General features: G+C 64.7%; 15 protein-coding genes, 1 pseudogene and 1 riboswitch. Of the genes and pseudogenes, 7 read left to right on the forward strand and 9 right to left on the reverse strand.

Annotation, left to right across the window (positions count from 1 at the left end):
- The 3 genes and pseudogenes from ACFMO3_RS07455 to ACFMO3_RS07465 form a co-directional block, all read right to left on the reverse strand.
- Positions 1-494: pseudogene (locus tag ACFMO3_RS07455) on the reverse strand (hypothetical protein); the annotation flags it as partial.
- Between the two features lie 69 nt (positions 495-563).
- Positions 564-1061 (reverse strand): DinB family protein, encoded by a 498-nt coding sequence (locus tag ACFMO3_RS07460; RefSeq protein WP_376789793.1) that lies wholly within the window; start codon positions 1059-1061, stop codon positions 564-566.
- Between the two features lie 17 nt (positions 1062-1078).
- Positions 1079-3094 carry a heterodisulfide reductase-related iron-sulfur binding cluster gene (locus ACFMO3_RS07465; protein WP_376789794.1) on the reverse strand — a complete coding sequence of 672 codons (2016 nt, stop codon included), beginning with the start codon at positions 3092-3094 and terminating at the stop codon, positions 1079-1081.
- A 161-nt stretch (positions 3095-3255) separates the two neighbouring features.
- Positions 3256-3342: riboswitch (Fluoride riboswitch) on the forward strand.
- Positions 3343-3379: 37 nt separating this feature from the next.
- Here ACFMO3_RS07465 and ACFMO3_RS07470 point away from each other — a divergent pair.
- The 3 genes from ACFMO3_RS07470 to ACFMO3_RS07480 are packed head-to-tail and all read left to right on the forward strand — an operon-like array spanning position 3380 to position 5036.
- Entirely contained in the window at positions 3380-4132 is a 753-nt protein-coding gene (locus ACFMO3_RS07470; protein WP_376789795.1) for a DUF6062 family protein, read from the forward strand.
- Entirely contained in the window at positions 4113-4544 is a 432-nt protein-coding gene (locus ACFMO3_RS07475; protein WP_376789796.1) for a hypothetical protein, read from the forward strand. The genes ACFMO3_RS07470 and ACFMO3_RS07475 overlap by 20 nt, the downstream gene beginning before the upstream one ends.
- A gap of 21 nt (positions 4545-4565) precedes the next feature.
- Positions 4566-5036 carry a HEAT repeat domain-containing protein gene (locus tag ACFMO3_RS07480; protein WP_376789797.1) on the forward strand — a complete coding sequence of 157 codons (471 nt, stop codon included), beginning with the start codon at positions 4566-4568 and terminating at the stop codon, positions 5034-5036.
- A gap of 5 nt (positions 5037-5041) precedes the next feature.
- On the opposite strand, the gene ACFMO3_RS07485 is transcribed toward ACFMO3_RS07480, so the two are convergent.
- Together ACFMO3_RS07485 and ACFMO3_RS07490 are read right to left on the reverse strand one after the other, a co-directional pair.
- On the reverse strand, positions 5042-6646 hold the full coding sequence (locus ACFMO3_RS07485; protein ID WP_376789798.1) for a CTP synthase: 1605 nt from the start codon (positions 6644-6646) through the stop codon (positions 5042-5044).
- Between the two features lie 177 nt (positions 6647-6823).
- Entirely contained in the window at positions 6824-7198 is a 375-nt protein-coding gene (locus tag ACFMO3_RS07490) for a roadblock/LC7 domain-containing protein (protein WP_376789799.1), read from the reverse strand.
- Positions 7199-7320: 122 nt separating this feature from the next.
- On the opposite strand from ACFMO3_RS07490, the gene ACFMO3_RS07495 reads away from it, so the two are divergent.
- From ACFMO3_RS07495 to polX, 4 genes are all read left to right on the forward strand, one after another.
- Positions 7321-8241 carry a diacylglycerol/lipid kinase family protein gene (locus tag ACFMO3_RS07495; protein ID WP_376789800.1) on the forward strand — a complete coding sequence of 307 codons (921 nt, stop codon included), beginning with the start codon at positions 7321-7323 and terminating at the stop codon, positions 8239-8241.
- A gap of 137 nt (positions 8242-8378) precedes the next feature.
- Positions 8379-9512, forward strand: coding sequence for a GNAT family N-acetyltransferase (locus ACFMO3_RS07500; RefSeq protein ID WP_376789801.1), 1134 nt, complete (start codon positions 8379-8381; stop codon positions 9510-9512).
- Between the two features lie 5 nt (positions 9513-9517).
- Positions 9518-10804, forward strand: coding sequence for an MFS transporter (locus tag ACFMO3_RS07505; RefSeq protein ID WP_376789802.1), 1287 nt, complete (start codon positions 9518-9520; stop codon positions 10802-10804).
- Positions 10805-10993: 189 nt separating this feature from the next.
- A complete protein-coding gene (gene polX, locus ACFMO3_RS07510) occupies positions 10994-12754 on the forward strand; it encodes a DNA polymerase/3'-5' exonuclease PolX (RefSeq protein ID WP_376789803.1) in 1761 nt (586 codons plus the stop codon).
- Positions 12755-12838: 84 nt separating this feature from the next.
- Here the strand turns inward: polX and ACFMO3_RS07515 are convergent, their stop codons facing one another.
- The 4 genes from ACFMO3_RS07515 to ACFMO3_RS07530 all read right to left on the reverse strand — a co-directional run bounded on the left by ACFMO3_RS07515 (position 12839) and on the right by ACFMO3_RS07530 (position 16465).
- A complete protein-coding gene (locus ACFMO3_RS07515; protein WP_376789804.1) occupies positions 12839-13747 on the reverse strand; it encodes a hypothetical protein in 909 nt (302 codons plus the stop codon).
- Positions 13748-13836: 89 nt separating this feature from the next.
- Positions 13837-14328 carry an adenosine-specific kinase gene (locus ACFMO3_RS07520; protein WP_322800800.1) on the reverse strand — a complete coding sequence of 164 codons (492 nt, stop codon included), beginning with the start codon at positions 14326-14328 and terminating at the stop codon, positions 13837-13839.
- A gap of 166 nt (positions 14329-14494) precedes the next feature.
- Positions 14495-15526, reverse strand: a complete 1032-nt coding sequence (locus ACFMO3_RS07525) for a GNAT family N-acetyltransferase (protein ID WP_376789805.1) — start codon at positions 15524-15526, stop codon at positions 14495-14497.
- Positions 15527-15532: 6 nt separating this feature from the next.
- Positions 15533-16465, reverse strand: a complete 933-nt coding sequence (locus ACFMO3_RS07530) for a GNAT family N-acetyltransferase (RefSeq protein WP_376789806.1) — start codon at positions 16463-16465, stop codon at positions 15533-15535.
- Between the last annotated feature and the right edge of the window lie 193 nt (positions 16466-16658).

Raw genomic sequence — 16658 nt, forward strand, 5'->3', positions numbered from 1 at the left:
CTCCGCCTCCTCCAGGATCTCCAGCTGGCGCACCGCAGCGGGGGGCGAAAGAGACCAGGATTCTCGTGGTAGAGGGCCTCCAGGCGCATCGACAGGAGCTCCCCCAGATCCCGACGGTGATCCTCCTGGCGACGCTCCACCCGATCCAGGCGGCGGTCGGTCTGGGCCCGGTATTCCAGAAACTCCCGGCGGTGGGCAGCAAATTCCTCGCTCAGGCGACGGATCGCCTCCGCCAGCTCCGCAAAGCGAGCCTCGGTCTGGGCCTGCTGGGCTAGGAACTCCTGACGATGGGCAACCAAGATCTCGCTCAGGTGGCGGACCGCTTCCGCCAGCTCGGCGAAGCGGCGCTCGGCCTCGGCACGGAAGGCGGCGAGCTCCGCTGGCAGGCGGAGGACATCCTCCGAGGCCAGCAGGGCCCACAGGACCTCCCGCCACTCGGGATGCGCCCGCAACAGCTCCACCAGATCCCGCAGATCTTCCGTCGTCAGCGCCATCATGGGCCTCCCTTCCCTGGGAAGGGTATCACCCCTGGAGGCCGTATGCGACCGATCGGGCTCGCTGCCTCATTCGAACTCCCACTGTGGCTCGAAGGCCGCCGCCATCTCCCAGAACAGGGCGATCTGGAGGATCGTCGTCATATGCTCATAGGTGTGCTGAATGGTCTTGGTCACGATCCAGGTCAGCGTCCGCGTTCCCCAGATCGTTCTGGGAACCGGCCGGCTCCAGACCTCCAATGGGATCGGGCGGAGCAGGGCCATGGTCTCCCGGCGAACTTCTTCCAGGCGAGCGAGCCAAGTCGCAGCCGGGATCTCCCGGGGCCAGAAGAGATCCTCATCAGGCACCTCGCCGAGAGCCAGCGGTCCCCGAAGGCCCAGGGCATAGCGGATTTGTGGCAGAGCGATGTGAGCCTCATAGAACCAGAGGTGGTAAAGCTGGCGTCGCACGGACCAATCGCCCAGGGCAGGTGGCGGCCGTCGCCCTTCCCGATCGGGGGAGACCTGAGCGACCGCCCATCGCAGATCGCTCAGGGTGGATTCCAGGCGATCCAGCAATTCCTCCATGGGAAGGCTCTCCTTGATCAGCCCGATGGATGAGCCAGTGCTTCCGCCATAACCTCGGCAACATCTCGAATGGGAACCTGATCGATTACCCCTTTGCTCTGGGCAGCGGAAGTCAGCATCAGGTGGCAGAAAGGACAGGCAACCGCAATGCCCTGGGGGTTCACCCCCAGGGCTTCCTCCAGGCGCTGGAGGTGGATCGGACGGGCTTGCGGCGTATCCATCCAGACCTGGGCACCCCCCGCCCCGCAACAGAACCCTCGCTCCCGGCTCCGGGCCATCTCCACCAGCTCTACTCCGCTCTCCTGCAGCAGGCGCCGGGGCGCATCGAAAATCCCATTATAACGGCCCAGGTAACAGGAATCATGGAAGGTCCAGCGCTGCCCTACTCCTCCCTTCATCCTCAGCCGACCTTCCTCTACCAAGCGGGCCAGGAACTCGGTATGGTGAACCACTTCGAACCGCCCCCCAAACTGGGGGTATTCGTTTCGGAAGGTGTTGTAGCAATGCGGGCACATGGTGAGCAGGATGCGGAAGCGGTAGGACCGTAGTGTCTCCAGAATGGCTTCCGTGGCGGCAACGTACATGGCCTCATGGCCGGCGCGGCGGGCCCACTCGGCGGTGCACGTCTCTTCATCCCCCAGCACGGCGAAGTCCACGCCGGCGGACTGGAGCAGGCGGACAATGGCCCGGGCAGTGCGCTGGCCGTTGGGATCGAAAGCCCCCGCGCACCCCACCCAGAAGAGAACCTCCGCCTCCCGCCTTTCTGCCATCACCGGGACGTCCAGGCCCTTTGCCCATTCCAGGCGAGAGGTCCGCTGCCCCCACGGGTTGCCCGTCCGCTCGGTGTTGCGGAAGGTGTTGGAGAGGGAGGCCGGGACCTCCCCCTCCATCAAGGTCAGGTAGCGCCGCATGCCCACGAGGAGGTCCACATGCTCGATGAGCACGGGGCACTCAGAGACGCAGGCATAGCATGTGGTGCAGGCCCAGATCGCCTCCTTGGGTGTCACCGTGCCGGCCAGGGCCAGGCGATCCTCCTGGATCTGGATGGGCGCAAAGGGGTTCAGAGTGGGCGGCAACACCGCATGGAGGGTATTCCGCACGTCCAGTACCACCTGCTTGGGATTCAAGGGGGTCCCTGCGGCGTAGGCCGGACAGGCCGCCTGGCACCGCCCGCACTCCGTACACGCCTCCCCATTCAGCAGCTGCACCCATGTCAGATCCCGCAATGTCCCGATGCCCAGCCGCTCCGCTGTCTCCAGATCCGGGATCGGCGTTAAAGCCCCGTTGGGCCGGTCCAGGCGGGAGAAGAACACATTGAGGGTGGAGGAGACGATGTGGACCAGGAAACCCACTGGAATGAAGACGTAGGTGAGGCCGGCCAAAGCGGCGTGGAAGGTCCAGGTCGCCTGATGGAGAGGGCGCAGGACGTCCTCGCCGAGGCCGATGGCGATCCAGGCCTGGCCGAGGATCCACCCCATGAAGGAGGCCGGTCCCCATGGCGGGCGCTGCACGGCCATACGGAAGGATTCCAGAAGCCAGCCGGTGACAATCAGAACCAGCAGCCAGACCAGCGCCAGATCGAACCGACGGCCGTAACTCAATTTGGGCGGGCGCGCTCCATAGCGGCGCCACGCCAGGATCCCGACTCCGATCAGAGCGAGCAGGGTGAAGAGGTCCAGCACGAACTCATAGACCAGATAGATCTCCCCACGCAGGAACTTGAAGACGTCCGCATCGATAAAGGCGAGGGTCGTTCCGATAAAGAAGATCACGAACCCCCAGAACAGCGAGGCGTGGGAGAGCCCTCCGACCGGATCCCGGATCACCCGCCGCTGCCCCAGGACGTAGATGAGCACCTGTTTCAGACGCTCCGGGAGGCGATCGAAGCGCATCTCCGGCCGGCCCACTGCCCACCAGATCCGGATGCGCCGGTAGAAAGAAAGGAGGAAGGTGGCGAGACAGAGCGCGTGGAAGGCATAGACCGCCAGCTGGGCCCACGCGGGCATGTTCCACAGGTTGATCCGCTCCGGCATGGGACTTCCTCCCACGGGCAGGATCCCAGCGACGCTGGGGACGCTGGCTTTCAGTTTAGCACACCAGAGGTTCGGGAGGTGTTCAGAGCCCGCGGCGAATGCACCGTGACGTCGAATCCCCCCCGCCGCTGGATCCAGCGAGAACTTCAGGGTAAAATTAAAACCGATCCGGCGATGAGGCTCGCCGGGCGGGGGCTTTTCCCGCGAACCGCCATGCCTCGGGCGTGGCTGATAGCCTCTATCCCAGGGATGGGATAGAGGCTTTTTTGCTTGGGAGGCGAGGGGATGAGCTGGGGACTGGCGAATTTGAAGCATGTGATGCGGCAACCCGGATGCCCGCTATGTCGTCTGCAGCGGGAGGCTGAGGCCCGTTACCTGGAGAACCTGCTCTGGGAGAACGTGAACGACCCCGCGACCCGTGAGCAATGGGCGGCGGGTCTGGGATTCTGCAGCCGGCACGCCTGGCAATTGCAACGCCTGGAGGCGCGGCGCTACGGGGATGGGCTCGGGAACGCGATCCTTTATGAGGATCTCCTGCAACGGGTGATCCCCGTTCTGGAGGCGATGGCCCAGGAACCTGCCCGAACTCTTTCTCCCCTCGATCAATGGCTGGCGCGTGTCCTCCACGCCACCGGCCGCCCTGGCCCCCACGGGATCGCTGGCCTGCATGGGCGGGCGCGCTGCCGGGTATGCCGGCTAGGGGAGGAGACCACGCGGGCATATGCGGAGTGGCTGGTCGAAGGCCTCGAGGATGCGGAGATCCAGGAGCACTACACGGCTTCGGATGGATTATGCTTGCCCCACCTGCGGATGGCGCTGGCAGGCGCCCGCGATCGAGCGCCTCAGGCCTTCGCCTGGCTGGCCGGCGATGCCGCCCGGCGCCTTCAACATCTTCTGAAGGATCTGCAGGAATATATCCGCAAGCATGACTGGAACTATCGCCACGAGCCGATGAGCCCCGAGGAACGTAAGGCCTGGATTCGCGCGGTAGCCTTCTTTGCTGGGGAGGTAGAGAACAATGGTTCGCTGGACGATTGAGGTGGATGAAGAGACCGCGTGCCGCTGGCGGGCCTTCTGGGAATCTCGCCGCCTGAGCGAAGCCGAGGGCCTGCTCTATTTTCTGGGACTGGGAGCAGCTTATGCGGAGGGGCAAGCCATCCTCTCCGGCGTGGCTGCCGGGACCCATTCCGCGGAGGAGGTGGAGCGCCTGATCCGGCGCCTAGTGGAACTGGAAGGGCGTTACGCGGTGATGAAGTTCCGTCTCTTCCAGGCGGAGCAAGCATTGCGGCGGTGGGAGCTCAGCCATGGAGCCATTGAGGCGATGAGCACGGGGCTCCAGGAGGTGGTCCGCCGCCTGCAGCAGGAGAATGCCCGGCTCCGGGAGATGCTGCGCCGTCTTCAGGGAGATCCAGCGGCCGCGCTGGATCCAGATGAGGGCAGTGAGATCTGAACATTCAGCAGGAGGCATCCGATGGGGGAGCTCACCCGATTCTGCCCCGAATGCTGGGCCGAGCTGCCCGCAGGAGAGGAGACCCTCTGCCCCACCTGCGGCGCTTCCCTGGCAGAGGAGCGGGATTTCTTTGAGAAGCTGCTTCGCGCTCTCCGGCATCCCGAGCGAACCCGGGCGGCCACCGCGGCGACCATCCTGGGGCAGCTGGGGGATCTCCGGGCGGTGCCCGCTTTAATAGAAACGGCTCTCCATGCCCGGGACTTCGGTGTTCAGGAGGCAGCCGTTCGCAGCTTGGGACGCCTGAGGGATCCCCGGGCGATCCCGGCCCTGGCGGTGCTGCTACGATGGGAGAGCCCTCTCCCCGTGCGCCTGGCGGCAGTGGAGGCCTTGAGGGCGTTGGACGATCCGATCGCCCGGGAAGCCCTGCGGAGTGCCTGGAACGACCCCTCCGAGGCCGTGCGGCGGGCAGCCCGGGAGGCAGCAGAGCCATGATCGCCTCAATCCAGACGGGACGCGGCGGCGGCGATGAAGGCCCGGAACAAGGGATGCGGTCGGTTGGGCCGGCTCTTGAACTCTGGATGGAACTGGGTTCCCAGCATGAAGGGATGATCCGCCAGCTCTACGATCTCCACCAGACGGCCGTCCGGCGAGAGGCCGCTCAGCACCAGCCCGGCTCGCTGAAGGAGATCTCGGTAGGCGTTGTTGAACTCGAAGCGATGACGATGCCGCTCATAAACCAGATCCACCCCATACGCCTGAGCGGCCCGGGTCCCCGGCACCAGGACGCAGGGATAGGCCCCCAGCCGCATCGTCCCCCCCAGATCCGTGATATCCCGTTGCTCCGGCAGCAGATCGATCACCGGATAGCGGGTATGGGGATTGAACTCGGTGCTGTTGGGCTCATCGGAGCCAAGGGCATGACGGGCGAGCTCAATCACCATCACCTGCATCCCCAGACATAGCCCCAGGTAAGGAACGCGGTGTTCCCGGGCGTAGCGGGCAGCCAGGATCTTCCCCTCCACTCCCCGATAGCCGAAGCCGCCGGGCACCACAATCCCATGGGCCCGCTGCAGGCGATCCCAGCAACGACCATGCTCCAGATCCTCCGCTGGGATCCACTCGATCTGCACATCCACTCCATGGGCCACGCCGGCGTGGATCAGGGCCTCGCGGACACTAATGTAAGCGTCGTGGAGATCCACGTATTTGCCCACTAGGGCAATGGGGAGCTTCTCCTTCGGACGCCGCATCTCGCTCACCATCCGGGACCACTCGGTCCAGTCCGGATCGCGGCCCGGGAGGCCCAGCCGTTCCACCACGAAGGTCCCCAGCCCAGCCTCCTCCAGCATCAGGGGAACCTCGTAAAGGATCTTCGCCGTGGGCAACGGGATCACCGCCCGCAGGTCCACATCACAGAACAGGGCGATCTTCTCCCGCAGGCTGTCCGGGACGGGGTAATCGGCCCGGGCGATGATCACATCGGGTTGGATGCCCACGCTGCGCAGGGTATTCACGCTATGCTGGGTCGGTTTGGTCTTCAGCTCCCCGGTGGCGCCGATATAAGGAAGCCAGGTCACGTGGATGTAAAGGACATTGTCCCGCCCGACGTCGCGCCGCATCTGGCGGATGGCTTCCAGGAAGGGCAGGCCCTCGATGTCGCCCACCGTGCCGCCCACCTCCACGATCACCACATCGGGGTTCTGGTGGGCTTTGGCCACCAGGCCGATGCGCCGCTTGATCTCGTTGGTGATGTGGGGGATGACCTGGACCGTCCCCCCCAGGTAATCGCCCCGACGTTCCTTGGCGATCACCTCCGCGTAGATCTGCCCGGTGGTGACGTTGCTCGCCCGGGTCAGGTTCTCATCGATGAAGCGCTCATAATGCCCAAGGTCCAGGTCCGTCTCCGCGCCGTCCTCGGTGACGAAGACTTCCCCATGCTGGAAGGGATTCATCGTCCCGGGATCCACATTGATATAAGGATCCAGCTTCTGCATGGTCACCCGGAGCCCCCGGGTTTTCAACACCCGCCCGAGGGCCGCTGCGGCTACCCCTTTCCCAACGCTGCTGACCACACCGCCCGTGCAAAAAATATATTTGGTCATAGACGCCTCCCAGGGCTCTTCGCTGTCGCTCGGGTGGGGGCTGATGAGGGATACATGGCCCCTATCCCCTGCGAGGTGTGGGTAGAGATCACCCCAGGACCTTTGGGCCTGGAAGGGAACCCATGGCCCCATAAAAGGGGGTGCGGGGCGCCTGGAGCGCCCCGCACCCTTCTTGCCCTACCCCATCAACTTCGCCAGATCCTGCGCCGCCCGGCGCATATCGAGGAAGATCAGGCCCAGTTTGGCGTTCTCCCGGGCCAGCACCGTCAACACGGCCTCCTGACCCACTGCCATCAGGATCACATAGCCGTTCGATCCGTGCACATAGACCTGATCCAGCGTGCCCCGCCCCAATTCGCTGGCGATCCGCTCTCCCAAGGAGAGCATGGCCGCCGACATGGCCGAGACCCGATCCTCTTCCACATCCCGAGGCAGTGCGGAGGCAATGATCAGCCCATCGACGGAGACCAGGGCTGAGGCCTCGATGTCCGGCGTGCTGGCCTGGAGATCCTTTAGCCGCTGCACGATCAACTCGGTGCGGGATCTGGCCATCGGGGACGCTCCATGGCTTGAGGATTTGCCGTTCTGAGCATACCATGGCCTCCCTGAGCCGTCAAAGCTCGCCCGCCAGCACGATGCGGAATCCATCGTTCCCTCGGGAGGGCCCTGAACCTATGGCGGAACAACCCTGGTGGGTGATCGTGAATCCGGTGGCCGGCAATGGACGAACCGGCCGGCGATGGGGCGGGCTGGAGGCCCGCCTGCGCGTGGAAGGGATCCGCATGGAGGTCGTCTTCACCCAGGAGCCCGGTCACGCCACCCTCCTCGCCCGACAGGGCCTGGAGGCCGGCTTCACCACCATCGTTGGCGTGGGCGGTGATGGAACCCTCCATGAGATCCTGAACGGGCTCCCCCTGCAAGATCCGGAGCGCATGCAGACCATCCGCCTGGGGATGCTCCCCCTGGGCACCGGCTCTGATTTCGTGCGCACCTTCCGGCTGCCCCGGGATCCGGTCGCCGCGGCCCTGCGGCTGCGGGAGGGACGAGTTCGCCGGGTGGATGTCGGTCAGATCACCTGTCGGCGGGCTGAGGAGACCGTCACCCGTTATTTCATCAACGCCGCGGGGCTGGGATTCGATGGGGAAGTGGCCGATCGCACCAACCGGGGCATCAAGGCCTTCGGGGCCACCGGCACCTATCTGGTGTATCTCTTCCTCACCCTGATCCTGTATCAGAACAAGACCGTCATGGTGCGGTTTGATGGGGAAGAACGTTCCGGACGGATGAACTCGGTGCTGGTCTGCAATGGACAATACTTCGGGGGCGGGATGTTCATCGCCCCGCATGCCGAGGTGGATGACGGATGGTTCGATGTCATCCTCCTGGGGGATCTGGGAAAGGGAGAGATCGTGGGCAATCTCCCTCGCGTCTATCGGGGGACGCATCTGAGGCATCCCAAGATCACCTGGCGGCGCGCGAAGGAGATCCACGTGGAGGCGAAAGAGCGGATGTTCCTGCAGGCAGAAGGAGAGCTGGTCGGGGAGGCCCCGGCGACGTTCCGCATCCTCCCCCAGGCCCTGGCGTTTCTGGCGTGAAAGGAAGGGCTTGAACCGGTGCGGAGACGGGCGCATGTCCCGAAGGTGGAACAGCGGAAGCAACCCGGCCCGATCGAAGCCCAGCGGCGCAGATCCATGGGCCGCTTCCTCATCCAATGAATGGAGGAAACAGGCGCATGCTGACCATCCAGGAATGTCGAACCCCGGCCGAGCGCCGGGCTTTTGTGACATTCCCATGGCGCGTGTATCGGGGCGATCCCTACTGGGTTCCCCCGCTGATCAGCGAGCGGATGATCTTCTTCGACCCGCAACGCAACCCATTCTATCAGCACGCGGAAGTTGCCCTTTTCATAGCCCGACGAGATGGGGAGCCGGTAGGCACCATCGCCGCCCTCATCAACCATCAGCACAATGCCTTCCACAGCGAGCGGGTGGGCTTCTTCGGCGCTTTCGAGGTGCTGCCCGATCAGGAAGCCGCCCACGCCCTGCTCGCCACGGCCCGGGATTGGGTTCGATCCCGGGGCATGACGGCGCTGCGCGGGCCGACCACCTTCAGCACCAATGAGGAATGCGGCCTCTTGATCGAAGGATTCAACGACCCGCCTCGCATCCTGATGAGCTATAACCCCCCTTACTATCGGGATTTCATCGAGCGCTTCGGTTTCCAGAAGGCAATGGACCTTTATGCCTATGAGCTGACGGTGGAGGTCTTCAACTGGCCGGAGAAACTGGTCCGGGTGGTGGAGAAGCTGAAGAGCCGCGCGAAATTCCGGGTGCGTCAGGCGGATATCCGGCGCTTCCGGGAGGAGCTCGATCGCATCAAAAAGGTCTACAATTCGGCCTGGGAACGGAACTGGGGCTTTGTGCCGCTCACCGATGCGGAGATCGAACATATGGCCGCTCAGCTGATCCAGTTCGTGGACCCCGATCTGGTGTTCATCGCGGAGGTCGATGAGGAGCCCATCGGGTTCTCCCTGACTCTCCCGGATATGAACCAGGCCCTGCGAAAGGCCTACCCGCGCCCTGGCGTCCCGGAGTGGTGGACGTTGCTCAAGCTTCTCTATTACTGGAAGGTGCGCCGGGTGGTGGATACTATCCGGGTCTTCGCGATGGGGGTTATCGAGAGCTGGCGCGCTCAAGGGGTGAGCGCCTTGTTCTATTATGAGACGGCGAAAGCGGCCCTGCCGAAGGGCTATCGGCGTGCGGAGATGTCGTGGGTGCTGGAGAACAACTTGATGATGAATCGGGATATCCAGGCGATGGGCGGGCGGATCTACAAGATCTACCGGATCTATGAGCTGCCGCTGTGAACCCGATGCGGAAATCCTGGCTGAGCGGGCGAGCCCTCTGGCCCTTCGGAAGGTCCTTCACTCTGCTCTGGGTGGGCCAGTTTCTGTCGCAAATCGGCGATCAGTTCCTCTTTATCGCCGGCTTAAGCCTGCTGGACCGCCTAACGAACTCCCGGGCCGCCTTTGGGGGGCTGGCCATGGCGATCACCCTTCCCCAGATCCTCTTCGGACTGTGGGGAGGGGTTTTCGCCGATCGCTGGCCGCGTCGTTATGTGCTGATCGGCTCCGATGTGGCGCGGGCGCTCATCGTCTTGGGCGCGCTGACGGTGCAGAGCAACGTCGATTTGTGGCGGCTGTATCCGTTGGCCTCGGCCATGGCCATTATAGGGCTCTTGTTCTATCCCGCCCGCAACGCGGTGCTTCCTGCCCTGGTTTCCCCGGTCCACCTGTTACAGGCCAACACGATGCTCCAGGCCAGCTACGTCCTGGCCCTGGTGGCGGGCGGGATCTCCGCTGGGTTCTTTGTGGATCGCTTCGGGCCCTACGCGGCCTTCATCGTTGACAGCCTGACCTTCCTTGTTTCCGCCCTCACTCTGGCCTGGATCCGCCTTCCCCCATCCGTGAATCGGCCCCAGCCAGCCCGGCAAAACCCCAGCCGGGATCTGCTGGAAGGCCTTCGCTTCGTATGGACCCGGCGCTCCCTTCGGAAAGTGGCGGCCATCACGCCCTTCGCCACCATCGGGATCGGCGTGGTGCAGGTCCTCGGCTTGGCGTTCCTCACAGAGGTCCTGCAAGGGCGCGCCGGAGGGTTCGGCCTGACAATGGCCATGATGGGCATCGGCCTGGCCATTGGGCTGGGGGTGGTGCCGTTGCTCGGCCGTTGGATCCCGACCCATTGGGTGGTGGGCCTTTTCCTGGCCGCCGCCGGCCTCGCTACGGTGGCCTTCAGTCAGGCCCAGACCTTCGCCTTCGTGCTCCTGGCCGCCTTCGCGATGGGGATTTGTGTAGTGGTGGCCCGGGCCGGCATGGCCACTCTGATCCAGCAGATCACGCCGAATCCCCTGCGGGGGCGAGTGGACAGCTTGGTGAACCTCGTGGTGAACGGCGCGCTGGTCCTCGCCCAGGGAAGCGCCGGGCTCTTCGGGCAGCTATGGGGCCCCCGGCCGGTGCTGCTGGGAGCAGGATTGCTCATGGTGCTGGTGGGGGGATTCGCTGCCCTGGGCCTGCGGAGGATCCCCACCATGCCTTCAGAAGGCATGGTCCTCGCCGCCTCCAACCCGGAAACCGAACGCCCCCTTCCCCCTCCACGATGAGGGCCATCCGGGAAAGGACTACGGAATCCCTTCCAGCGCAGCCGGCCGCTTCCCGGAGGCCCCACCTGGCCTGCTTCCCTCTTCCCTTTTGCGCTATGATGAGATCAGGCGGAAAGTCCCGCCTGATCCACCCTCCAGCCGAGGAAAGGAACCCTTTCGCCCTCAGGAGAGCGATCCGAGGAGGCGACGATGGAACGGCGATGGACTAACCAGGAGATCGCGCAAATTCTCGAAAACATCGCCGACATGCTGGAGATCCAGGGGGAGATCCCCTACAAGGTCATGGCGTATCGGCGGGCGGCGGAGAACATCGCCACCCTGGGACGGGACATCTACGATCTCTGGCGGGAAGGCGCCCTGCGCACCATCCCTGGCGTGGGCGAAGCCATTGAGGAAAAGATCGATCAGCTGCTCCGCACCGGCCGCCTCGAGCTCTACGAGCGCCTGAAATCCGAAATCCCCCAGAGCCTCCTGGAGATGCGCCAGATCCCCGAGATGGGTCCCAAACGCATCAAGGCCGTGTGGGAGAAGCTGGGGATCACCACGGTCGAGGAGCTCGAGGAGGCCGCCCGCGCGGGGAAGCTCCGAAGCCTGCCCGGCTTCGGCGCTAAGCTCGAAAGTAAGATCCTGGCCGGCATTGAGGCGGTCAAGCGCCGCAAGATCACCGGACGGGTTCCGCTGGGCGTGGCATGGCCTCTGGCCCATGAGATCCTGAGTGCCCTCCGGGAAGTCCCCGGCGTGCAGCAGCTGGCCGCCGCCGGATCCTTCCGTCGGATGAAAGACACTATCGGCGACCTAGATTTCCTCGTGGCGGCCGATAACCCCGATGCGGTGATGGAGCGCTTCACCACGCTCCCCATCGTGGAGACCGTGCTTCTGAAGGGCTCCACGAAATCCAGCGTTCGCCTGCGGACCGGCTTGCAGGCCGACCTGCGGGTGATCGAGGCCGCGCGCTGGGGGACGGCATTGCAATACTTCACGGGCAGCCAGCAGCACAACATCCAGCTGCGGGAGCATGCCCTCAAGCGCGGCTACAGCCTCAGCGAATACGCCCTCACCCAGGTGGAGACCGAGAAAGAGATCCTGTGCGCGACGGAGGAAGAGGTCTACAGCCACCTGGGCCTGGCTTACATCCCGCCAGAGCTGCGGGAAGGGCGAGGGGAAATCGAGGCCGCCCTGGAAGGCCGCCTCCCGCGGCTGATCGAGATCGAAGATCTCCAGGGCGACCTTCAGGTCCACAGCACCTGGAGCGATGGCCAGGCCTCCATCCAGGAGATGGCCCAGGCGGCGAAGGCCAGGGGTTACCGCTACATGTTGCTGACCGACCATTCCCAGAGTCTGGGAGTGGCGAAAGGCCTGACGCCGGAACGGCTGTGGGAACAGCGCCGGGAGATCGAGGCCGTGAACACCGAGCTGGGCGATGGGTTCCGCGTGCTTCACGGGGCAGAGGTGGAGATCCGAGCCGACGGCAGCCTCGATTACCCCGATGAGGTCCTGGCTGCCCTGGATCTGGTGGTCGCCTCCGTGCACACCGGCCTGCGGCAGGATCGGGAACGGGTGACGGCCCGCTTCCTGGCCGCCATCCGCCATCCGTATGTTCACATCATCGCCCACCCGACCGGACGGTTGCTGGGGGAACGGGAGGGAGCGGACGCCGACTGGGAGGCCATCCTGCGGGCCGCCGCGGAGACGGGGACGTTGCTGGAGATCAATGCGAACCCGGCCCGACTGGATCTCCCGGATGTCCTGGCCCGTCGGGCACTGGAGCTAGGATGCAAACTCGTGATCAGCACCGATGCCCACAGCCCCGGGGAATTCGATCTGATCCACTTCGGTGTAGCCGTGGCCCGGCGGGCTTGGGCCACGCCGAAGGACGTCGCCAACGCCTGGCCGCTGGAGCAGCTGCTCGCCTGGGCCAAAGAGAAGCCGCGACGCCTGGGGCGCGCATAAAAACCCGGGGCCCGAAGGCGCCGGGGATGGACGGGGGGAGCGCTTTCGCCCTCCCCTCGGCCCGGCCGTGGAGTAAGGACGGATCTACGCGCTCAGAACCCTCAAAACCCCGGGGGTGAGATCGAGCAGCGAGGTCGCGTTTTGAAAGGCCTGGGTCCCTGGCCCGGCGACCAGAAGGGGGACCGGATTCATGGTGTGCAGCCGGGTCCGCAGATCCTCCATGTTCCCATGGTCACTGGTCACCATCACGGTCGCCCCCAGCGGCCGATGCCGGAGCAGAGCATCCAGGAAGCGATCCAGCGTCTCCAGGACCGGCTCCGGGGGCAAATGTCGATGGCCCACCAGATCGGTGAGGAAGCTCTCGAAGAGCACTAGGTCTGCTTCTTCCAGCAACCCGAGCAGCCGCATTGCCGCCTCCTCGGGCGCCACAGGCGGCAGATCCGGGAAAGGCCGGCCGTGCCGCCGGGCCCACACCGGTGCAAAGGCGTTCGTGATATCCCAGAGCAGCGCCCGCCCTTCCTGCAAATCCTGGAAAGTCCGAAAGGGCAGGTTCGCCAGCCGGTTCATCCAGGTCGTCACGGAAGGGCGCAGCCGCCGCTGGGCGACCCATTGCCAGTAGAGCTCTGAATACGCATTGGCGAAGGTGGGGCGGAAGCCCGCGGCCTGGGCCCGGCGGAACAGGCTGTGATCTTCCAGCAGGCGCACCAGCTCCGGGGAGGGATATCCCGTTCGATGGCCACCGAGGAGAGCGGGAGCGTTCAGGCCCGTGAACAGCGCGGTCTGGCCGGTCGCGCTCTGAGGCAGGCCCGGCACGCCCAGGGTCGCATCCAGCTCGCGGCAGAGCAGATCCCCATTTTCCCCCGCGCATCCCCGCACCAGCGGACGGCCGAATCGGGCGGATAGCCGGGGAAGACCGGGGAGGAAGAGGGGATTCGACGGCTCTGGCTCCCCCACTCCCACACCATCCAGAAAAACTAGCACCACAGGCCCCATCCGCATCTCCCCTGGATCCGGCGGGCGGGACAACCCGTCCCGCCCGCGAACGCTCCCTGATCCCCGCTCGCACGGTTTCCGCTTCCCCCTCACATCTTATAGCCGATGCGGCGCAGGAACTCCTTGCGATGCGCCACATCGGCCTCCGTCTCAACCCCTCGAGTGGCCACCCCATCCACCACCCCGAGGATCCCCCGCCCCTGCTCGGTCTCGGCGATGATCACCTGCATGGGATTAGCGGAGGCTGCGTAGATGTGACAGACCTCGGGGACCATCTTGATGGCGTTCAGGACATTGATCGGGTAGTAGCCCCTACCCAGGACCACAATGAAGAAGTGCCCGGCGCCGACCGCCAGCGCGTTCTTCTTCGCCAGCTCCACCAGCTCCGGATCTGTCCCACTGGCCCGGACCAGGGCGGGGCCCGAGGACTCGCAGAAGGCCAGGCCAAACTTAATGCCGGGGACGGTGTTCACAAGCGCCTCGTGAATGTCCTCCACGGTCTTAATGAAGTGGCTCTGGCCCAGGATCACATTGAGCTCGTCCGGCTTCTCGATCTGCACCACCTTCAGCTCGACCGCCATGGGGCACCTCCTGAGGACGTGGAGTAGGTCCACACAGATGGTGCTTGCATTCTCAAAGAGATCTTCCCGGATCGGCCCATCCCTGGCATGCCCCGTTGCCTCATATGGAGAAGGCCGGAAGGCTTCCCCCGCCCCCTTGACGGCAGCGCTTGCCCCAGGCACCCGCTCACAAGGGGGTGGAGAAGCTCCCTTCCTCGGTCCGGGAGATCACGATGCGATACAGGGGCACCTCCCGGGCCCCGAAGCGGAACTTATACGGTTCATCTCCCCGCAGGAAATCGAAGACGCGCTTCCCCCGCTCGATCGCATGACGGATCAGGTAAGCGAGCAGGACCACCCCGGGGCTCAGGCCAGCGAAGCGAGGATGGAAACCCGCGTTGTACAGCCAGATCCGATCCCCGTAATCGAAATCCAGGTAGGTCGCGGCCTTCTCGCCCTCGATCTCGATAAACGAGAGGCGCGCCCATCCTTCCCGGAGGCCATAACGGATCACGCGACGAAAGAAGGCGCGCATGCGTTCGCTCAGGAAGTCCGCCTTCTCAGGGCTGCTGGCGGCCATCAGATCCAGGAACGCTTCGATGGCTTCCTCGATATCTGGTCCTTCCTCTCGCAGGATATACCAGCGGATGTTTTCCAGTGACTCCACCCGGCGCATCTTGCGACGCAGCTCGTGACGGTCCTTCCCATCCAGCATCTGGAGATACGCCTCCCACGTCGCGGGCAATCGCAGCACTGGGCATACTGTCAACGGCTCCACCTGAACGGTCAGGCCGTAAGCGGAGGCCAGGTTCGGCCATAGGGGATACAAGGGAGAATCCTCCCGGATGTTCCACAGGATCAGGAGATCCCACTCCGGCGCCCCCGGGCTGAGCAGCCAGGCCAGAAGCCTGTGGGCGATCTCCCCCTCCCGGCCGGACTCCGCCGGGAGATCCAGATAATCTGTGACCTCCTCGCCGAAGGTCTCCAGCACCCGATAGCCATCCCGGGCGATCCGGCGCAGGGGCGCGAGGCCGATCAGCCGCCCTTCTTCCTCAAATGTCAGCAGGTGGAGCTCTCCTTCCCCGAAATGCTCCCACCAGATCCGCAGCCAGCCCGGGCGCAGAAAGGGGGCATCCACCGAGGATCGGCGCAACAGATCGATCCATGCCTCCGCCAGCTCATCGAAGACGGCAGGATCCTGAAATCGAGAGAGCCGCATCCGCGATCACTCCGCATCCCGAAGGTCCACGAGATCCCGGGCGAAGACGCTCCATGGCTCCCTTCCGGTCAGGTGCGCCCGGACCAGGGCATAGAAGCTGCGGGGAGGCCTTCCCGGCTCCTGTTCCCGGACGAAATCCACCACCAAGTAACCGAGGGCGAAGGCGGTTTCGAAAAGCTCCCGCGTGTGGAACCGCCAGGCCCGGGCCAGGCCCGGATCCTGCCGCTTGACCTCCTGGAAGCGGTGAGGGATTTCCACCAGCCAGAAGCCGACATCTGGAGTTTGGAACGTTTCGGGGGGAATCGGCAGGCCGCGTTCATCGAAGCGGCAGGGGTTCACCAGCACCGCGCCGGCCTGCTCAAAGGAGGAACGGGAGAGAGCGAAATGGCCCTGGCTCAGGCGAGCCGCCACCCGCCGGCTGGCGATATACCAGTCCACCTGGAAACGGTCCGTGGGCAGCCCCCGGTTCAGGGCGTCGTGGAGCTCCCCATAGGCGTTCCGGATGTAGGTGTTGCACACGGCCCCCAGCTTGGCGATGTTGAAATAGGCGTTGCGGCTCTCCAACGGGTCATAGGTCCAGGTGATCAGCCGCAGGCCCTGATTGCGGACCGCCTCGCGCTGCGCGAGCTTGAGCTGGTAACCGATGCCCTTATCCTGCCATTCGGGGAGCACGCCCAGTTGATGGGAGCAATGCTTCAGCTTGACCGTGGCTGGGGCCTCCCGCCCTCGACGCTCATCGGTTCCCAGGAAACCAAACACAAACCCCACCAGCTGGCCGCCGGCAAAGGCGCCCAGAAGCACCCCTCCATTATGGGCCGCCGTGATGAGCACATGAGCGGGAACCACATCCAGATCATCCGAGCCCCAGATCCGGCGCTGGAGCTCCACACACGCCTCGATCTCTTCCAGCGTGCGCAGGGGTCGGATCTCCGCCTCCATCCCTCTTCCCTCGACCTCGCTGAATATGCCTTTCCCAGCCCCGATGATTCCGACACCGCAGAACCACTGTCCCAATCTCTACGATTGTAGCGTAAATCGCGGGGATCTCGCGAAACAGCGCGGGCGTGGAACCATCGCGGATCACGCCTCCGCTTCCTGGGGGACCATACAAAGTGGACAGATGCGTGGGCCG

Origin of the sequence: Thermoflexus sp. (assembly GCF_042408815.1) — a bacterium.
Lineage (GTDB): Bacteria > Chloroflexota > Anaerolineae > Thermoflexales > Thermoflexaceae > Thermoflexus.

Excerpts from the sequence above, each read along its gene's own strand:
- ACFMO3_RS07500 (WP_376789801.1), top strand. The coding sequence starts at position 8,379 with ATGCTGACCATCCAGGAATGTCGAACCCCGGCCGAGCGCCGGGCTTTT.
- ACFMO3_RS07495 (WP_376789800.1), top strand. The coding sequence starts at position 7,321 with ATGGCGGAACAACCCTGGTGGGTGATCGTGAATCCGGTGGCCGGCAAT.
- ACFMO3_RS07470 (WP_376789795.1), top strand. The coding sequence starts at position 3,380 with ATGAGCTGGGGACTGGCGAATTTGAAGCATGTGATGCGGCAACCCGGA.
- polX (WP_376789803.1), top strand. The coding sequence starts at position 10,994 with ATGGAACGGCGATGGACTAACCAGGAGATCGCGCAAATTCTCGAAAAC.
- ACFMO3_RS07460 (WP_376789793.1), bottom strand. The coding sequence starts at position 1,061 with ATGGAGGAATTGCTGGATCGCCTGGAATCCACCCTGAGCGATCTGCGA.
- ACFMO3_RS07480 (WP_376789797.1), top strand. The coding sequence starts at position 4,566 with ATGGGGGAGCTCACCCGATTCTGCCCCGAATGCTGGGCCGAGCTGCCC.
- ACFMO3_RS07475 (WP_376789796.1), top strand. The coding sequence starts at position 4,113 with ATGGTTCGCTGGACGATTGAGGTGGATGAAGAGACCGCGTGCCGCTGG.
- ACFMO3_RS07465 (WP_376789794.1), bottom strand. The coding sequence starts at position 3,094 with ATGCCGGAGCGGATCAACCTGTGGAACATGCCCGCGTGGGCCCAGCTG.
- ACFMO3_RS07525 (WP_376789805.1), bottom strand. The coding sequence starts at position 15,526 with ATGCGGCTCTCTCGATTTCAGGATCCTGCCGTCTTCGATGAGCTGGCG.
- ACFMO3_RS07505 (WP_376789802.1), top strand. The coding sequence starts at position 9,518 with ATGCGGAAATCCTGGCTGAGCGGGCGAGCCCTCTGGCCCTTCGGAAGG.
- ACFMO3_RS07520 (WP_322800800.1), bottom strand. The coding sequence starts at position 14,328 with ATGGCGGTCGAGCTGAAGGTGGTGCAGATCGAGAAGCCGGACGAGCTC.
- ACFMO3_RS07490 (WP_376789799.1), bottom strand. The coding sequence starts at position 7,198 with ATGGCCAGATCCCGCACCGAGTTGATCGTGCAGCGGCTAAAGGATCTC.
- ACFMO3_RS07485 (WP_376789798.1), bottom strand. The coding sequence starts at position 6,646 with ATGACCAAATATATTTTTTGCACGGGCGGTGTGGTCAGCAGCGTTGGG.
- ACFMO3_RS07515 (WP_376789804.1), bottom strand. The coding sequence starts at position 13,747 with ATGGGGCCTGTGGTGCTAGTTTTTCTGGATGGTGTGGGAGTGGGGGAG.
- ACFMO3_RS07530 (WP_376789806.1), bottom strand. The coding sequence starts at position 16,465 with ATGGAGGCGGAGATCCGACCCCTGCGCACGCTGGAAGAGATCGAGGCG.